This is a genomic window from Terrabacter sp. P5_B1 (genome assembly GCF_056400505.1).
Map to the genome: position 1 here is coordinate 1 of NZ_JBFULD010000272.1, position 5,770 is coordinate 5,770.

General features: G+C 71.3%; 3 protein-coding genes. 1 reads left to right on the forward strand and 2 read right to left on the reverse strand.

The features are described from left to right. Positions 1–750, forward strand: a 750-nt coding sequence (locus AC1DP0_RS16905) for an NAD(P)/FAD-dependent oxidoreductase (RefSeq protein WP_478086475.1), incomplete at its 5' end; no start/stop codon positions are given. 51 nt (positions 751–801) lie between these two features. Here AC1DP0_RS16905 and AC1DP0_RS16910 read toward each other — a convergent pair. Together AC1DP0_RS16910 and AC1DP0_RS16915 are read right to left on the reverse strand one after the other, a co-directional pair. After that, a complete protein-coding gene (locus tag AC1DP0_RS16910) occupies positions 802–2,571 on the reverse strand; it encodes an alpha-amylase family glycosyl hydrolase (protein WP_478086477.1) in 1,770 nt (589 codons plus the stop codon). Between the two features lie 115 nt (positions 2,572–2,686). After that, on the reverse strand, positions 2,687–5,770 hold a 3,084-nt coding region (locus tag AC1DP0_RS16915), incomplete at its 5' end, for a glycoside hydrolase domain-containing protein (RefSeq protein WP_478086481.1).

The window sequence follows — 5,770 nt, forward strand, 5'->3', positions numbered from 1 at the left end:
GACATCACCTTCGACGTCCTGAGCGGTGACGAGGCGCGGGCCATCGAGCCGGCCCTGTCCGACGAGATCGGCGCTGCGATCGTGCTGCACGGCCAGCGCTTCATCAACCCGGGCGCCTACGTCGCGGCTCTCGCCGACTCGGTGACCGCCCGCGGCGGCAAGATCGTCACCGGCAGCGCCGTCTCGCGCATCACCGACGCCCCGACCGGCGTCCTCGTCACCAACGACTTCGGTCAGGCCGAGCACTACGACGCCGTCGTCGTCGCCACCGGCGCCTGGCTCGGCGCGCTGGCGCGCGAGTTCGGCGTGAAGCGCGTCGTCCAGGCCGGTCGCGGCTACTCCTTCAGCGTGGCCGTCGACGACCTGCCCAACGGCCCCGTCTACTTCCCGGCCGCCCGCGTCGCGTGCACGCCGGTCGGTGAYCGCCTCCGTGTCGCCGGAATGATGGAGTTCCGTCGGCCCGAGGCAGCCCTCGACCGGCGCCGCATCAAGGCCATCGTCGAGTCGGCCCGCCCGCTGCTCCAGGGCGCCGACCTCGACCACCGCCAGGACGAGTGGGTCGGCTCCCGCCCGTGCACCATCGACGGCCTGCCGCTCATCGGGGCCTCGCGCAACCCCAAGGTCTTCGTCGCCGGCGGCCACGGCATGTGGGGCATCACGCTCGGCCCGGTGACGGGCCGTCTGCTCGCAGAGCAGATCGTGACCGGTCACGCCCCCGGGCAGCTCGCGCCCTTCGACCCGCTGCGCTGAACCACGGAGCGAGCGGGCACCGCCCTTGCGGGAGGGGCCCGCTCGCTGGGCTCAGGCCGGCGTCAGCACGACCAGCGTGTAGGCCCCGACCGAGACCGTGCCGCTTGCCGGCTGCTCGTCGACCGGCTCCTCGACGGCCTCGACGTCGTGGGTCTCATGGCCCGCGAACAGGGCGCTGTAGGTCGACGCGTCCGAGTTGAAGCGGACCGTCCACAGCCCGGCGGACGGCATACCCGTCGTGACCTCGCGGGGCTCCGTGCTCGCGTTGACGACGAGCACGGCCACGTCGTCTCCCGCCCGTCGTGCCCATGCCAGCGTCTTGGCCTCGTCGTCGAGGTGGAGCACCTCGAAGCCGTCGCCGCGCAGCCCGCGGGAGACCCCCCCGGCGTCGCGGCGCAGCCGCACCAGGTCGCCGGTGAGGCGCACGATGTCACGGAACTGCTCGGCACGCTCCCAGTCGAGCGGCACGGTGTCGCGGAACTCCTGGCCCTCGAGGAACTCCTGGCCCTGGAAGAGCATGGGGATGCCGGGGGCGGTCAGCGTCATCGCGAGGCCGAGGGTCGCGCGCTTCTGGGCCGCCCAGCCGGTGGGGTCACCACCGTCGACCTCATCGGGCACGCGGAGGCTGCCCTCGGCGACCTCGTCGTGGCTCTCGGTGTAGATCACGCGCTGGAACGGGGCGTCGTTGCCGCGCAGCGCGTCGGCGAGCTCGGCCATCGAGCGCTCGTGGTCGTCGACAGCGGTCAGGACATCCCGCACGGGGTGCACGAAGCCGGGGTCCCACTGGGCGTGGAAGCCGGCCCCGCCGTCGTCGACGGAGGTGAGCGCAGGGTCGGACTGCAGGTCCTCGGCGATGAGGATCTTGTCGGGGTGGCGGTCGCGGATCGTCGACGTGATGGAGCGCATCAGGTCCCAGCCCTCCGGCAGGTCGCCGGTGCCCAGGCCGTCGATGGTGCGCACGTAGAGGGTGGCGTCGAAGCGCAGCCCGTCGAGGTGGAACTCCTCGAGCCACATCAGGGCGTTGTCGTGCAGGTAGTTCCGGACCTCCTCGCGGCCGTAGTCGGGACGCGAGTCGCCCCACGGTGTCGACGAGCGCTCGTCGTTGTAGAAGTAGATGCCGCCCTTCTCGTCCTCGCTCCACCCGTCGAACTGCCACAGCGCGAGGTCGCTCGGGCCGAAGTGGTTGATCACCACGTCGAGGATGACCGCGATGCCGTGCCGGTGGGCCTGCTTGACGAGGTCCTTGAGTGCGTCGGGTCCGCCGTAGCTGCTCGAGACCGCGAAGGGGTTCGACGGGTTGTAGCCCCAGGAGTAGTCGCCGGCGAACTCGGTGACGGGCATGAGCTCGACGGCGCTGATCCCGAGGTCGGCGAGGTGGTCGAGCTTGCCGGCGACCCGGCCGAGGTCGCCGGCATCACCGTCGGCTGCCACGAACGAGCCGATGTGCGCCTCGTAGATGACGAGGTCGTCATGGGGCGGGCAGCCGAACGTGTCGCCCTCCCAGTCGAAGGCGTCGCGGTCGTAGACGACGGCGTTGCCCGAGGAGTTCGTGACGACGCGGGCACGCGGGTCGATGCGCATCAGGCGCTGCTCGCCGTTGGTGATGACGAACTGGTACTCGTCGCCCGGACGGGCGCCGTCGACGTCGGCGTACCAGTGCCCGTTGTCCTCGGCGACCATCGCGTGCCCGTCCTCGGACCAGTCGGTGAAGCTGCCGGTGACCGCGACGGCATCGGCGTTCGGGGCCCAGACCCGGAAGGCCGTGCCGCCCTCATGCGGCATCGAGCCCAGTCCGGGTCGGGGGATGTTGTGCTCGGACATGAGGGCTCCAGACGTCAGGGAGGGCAGCCCGAGCATCAGGCTCGAACCGGGTGGTGACCGATGGGTGTCGTACCCGCCTGGTGCGCCCAGCCTGCTCGGCCCGCTCGGGCTGCCGTCAGCGGAGGTAGCCCGTGACATCGGCGACGACGTGGACAGTGCCCTTGGAGTGGTTGACGATCGTCAGGGAGCCAGTCGAGGTGAGGCGGCCGACGACGAGGTTGGCGACGGTCTGGCCGACCGCGAAGTTGGCGGTGGAGCTGCCGGTGACGGCGCTGGAGTCGGCGCTGAGGAAGCCCGCGGTCTTCGGCTCGGTCGCCGTCAGGTTGATCGTGGCGGCCTTGGCGCCCGCGGGGACGGGGGAGCCGGAGACGCCGGCGACCTTGACCGTGAGCGATGCGCCGGCCGCTAGGGCGCTCCTGACCGGGTTGGTCCTCGTGCCGTGGCGGGTGTCGAGCAGGCGGGTCGGGGTGGACGTGACCCACTGGTTCGACGTGCTCGCGGTCGTGGCGTAGCCGGTGACGTCGGCGATGACGTGGACGGTGCCCTTGGAGTGGTTGACGATCGTCAGCGTGCCGGTCGAGGCGAGGCGGCCGACGAGGAGGTTGGCCACGGTCTGACCGACCGCGAAGTTCGCGGTCGAGCTGCCCGTGGTGGCCGTGGCGTCGGCGCTGAGGAAGCCCGCGGTCTTCGGTCCGGTGGCCGTCAGGTTGACCGCTGCGACGGTCGCGCCGACGGGGACGGGCGAGCCGGAGACACCGGCGACCTTGATGGTCAGGGAGGCCCCCGCGGCGAGGGCGGTCCGGACCGGGTTGGTCTTCGTGCCGTAGCGGGTGTCCAGGAGGCGTGTGGGGGTGGTGCTCGTCCACCGGTGACTCGTGCCGCTGGTGGTGAGGTAGCCGGTGACGTCGGCGACGACGTGCACGGTGCCCTTGGAGTGGTTGACGATCGTCAGGGTGCCGGTCGGGCTGAGGCGGCCAACGAGCAGGTTGGCCGCGGTCTGACCGGCGGCGAAGTTCGCGGTCGAGCTGCCGGTCGTCGCCGTGGAGTCGGCGCTCAGAAAGCCCGCGGTCTGCGGCGCTGTGGCCGTGAGGTTGATGGTGGCGCCCGTGGCTCCGGCAGGGACCGGTGAGCCGTTGCCACCGGCAACCTTGATGTCGAGGGAGGCGCCGGCGGCGAGCGCGCCGTGAACCGGGTTGGTCGTCGTTCCGTAGCGCGAGTCGAGGATCCGGGTCGGTGTCACGGGCACGACGTGTGAGAAGGAGGACGGCCGGACGGCGGCGGTCGGCGTCGACGCCGGTCCGGCGCCCACATCGTTGGTCGCCGTGACCGTGAAGGTGTAGGCCGTCTCGTTGGTCAGCCCCGTGACGGTGGCCGCGGTCGACGAGCCCGGCACCGTCACCGTCTGGCCGGACGGTGAGGCCTTGACCGTGTAGCTGCTGACGGCGCGGCCGTTGGCGGTTGCCGCGGTCCAGCGGACCGCGGCGAGGCCGTTGTCGGGAACCGCCGACACCGACGTCGGGGCGGACGGTGCGGTGGCCACCAGGGAGAACTGCATGGCGTCGACGCCGACCTGCTTGGTCGTCGAGACGGTGCTGCTGTCGCTGGCGTGCACGCGCACCGATGTGCCGTTGCGGGCGTAGTAGCTGCCCAAGGACGCCCACCCGGAGAGGGTCGACTGGTCGAGGGACTTCGTCGTCGTCCCGTTCGCGTCGGTGACGGCGTAGCGGACGTTGGCCGTCGCTCCCGTCGCGGGGACGTAGGCGCTCACGGCATACAGGCCCGTCGAGAGGCCGGGCGACCACGTGGCGCCGTTCTCCTCGACGCTGCCGTCCTGGGAGTAGCTGGTGTACGTGTAGTAGGCGCGACCCTGCAGGCCCTGGCCCTGGTTTGGCTTCCAGTAGTACATGTTGCCGGTGAAGAGGAACGACGGGTCGCTGGGGCCGACGATTCCGGCGCCGTAGTTGATCGGGACGGGGTTGCCCGAGACGCGACCGCCGACCCAGTTCGCGTCGATGCTGATGGTGAAGCCGCCCCAGGTCTCACTGCCGGTGCCGTACTGGTGCACCCGCTGCCCGTTCGACCAGTAGGTGTCGCGGAAGTCGGGGTAGTTCGCCGAGTCGGACAGGGTCTGCAGCCCGTTCCAGTTGGCGAACCACACGTTGTCGGGCGCCGTGAAGCCGGTCGTGCCGGTGGCCCTCGACATGTCGACCATGAGCGAGGCGGTGCTGCCGTAGGCGCCGGAGGTGTAGCCACGCGCACGTAGCTCCTGCGTCCAGGCCGTGAGGAACGTCAGGACCGTGGAGGTGCAGGCGGCGCTCGGGGCGTAGGCCTCCATGTCGTAGTAGATCGGCGACCCGGCACCGAGCCCGAAGTATGCCGCGCGTCCGGCCGCGTCGACGGCAGCCGCCTTGCCCTGCGCGGCCGGCTGCTTCGGGTCGATCGTGGCCAACCCGGTCTGGTTGACGCAGGGCGCCTGCGCGCCCACGTAGACCGGGAGGAGACCCCATCCCATCGAGCTGACCTGGCTGACCCAGCTCGCGGACAGGTTGCCGTCGGGGCAGGCCCGCATCGAGCCGCCGATGTAGATACCTGCGGCGCGGTAGGGCGAGGCGAGCCAGGACCGCATGGTCGCCAGGCTCGGCGCGGCGCACGTGTCGAACCCCATGCCGGTGAAGACGCGGGGCCCTGAGGCAGCGAGGGTCGAGGTGGTGCGGGCCGTCGACGTGGTGCCGTTCGTGGTGCTCGTCATGGTGCCCGATGTGGGGGCCGCCGCAGCGATGCCCGCCTTCGTCTCCGGGCTGGTCGGCACGCTGGTCGTCGAGCTGGAGGTAGCGCTAATGGTCGCGGTCGCGAGGACGTCGTCGACCGTCGACTCCCGGGATCTCCACGTGGCCTGGACCTGGACGTCCTGGGCCGTGAAGCGGGCGACCTTGGTCCGGGCGACTCGGTCGGACCCGGTGTGTGCCTTGAGCGTGCCGAGGGTCGTCGCGCTCGAGGTGGTCGCGGTGGACCCGGTTGCTGCTCGGTCGGAGCCGGGGTGCAGCCAGATCGTGTCGGCCCGTCCGATGCGGTGCGCGGGGCAGTCCTGCTGGTTGCCGGGTCGGCCCACGTAGACGGCCCTGATGTCGAGGCGGAGGCAGCGCGTGGGGTCGGCGTCGAGGTCGACGACCGGCCAGTCCGAGGGCACGGTGAGGTGCAC

Coding starts and splice junctions, on each gene's coding strand:
- AC1DP0_RS16910 (WP_478086477.1), bottom strand. CDS start 2,571: ATGTCCGAGCACAACATCCCCCGACCCGGACTGGGCTCGATGCCGCAT.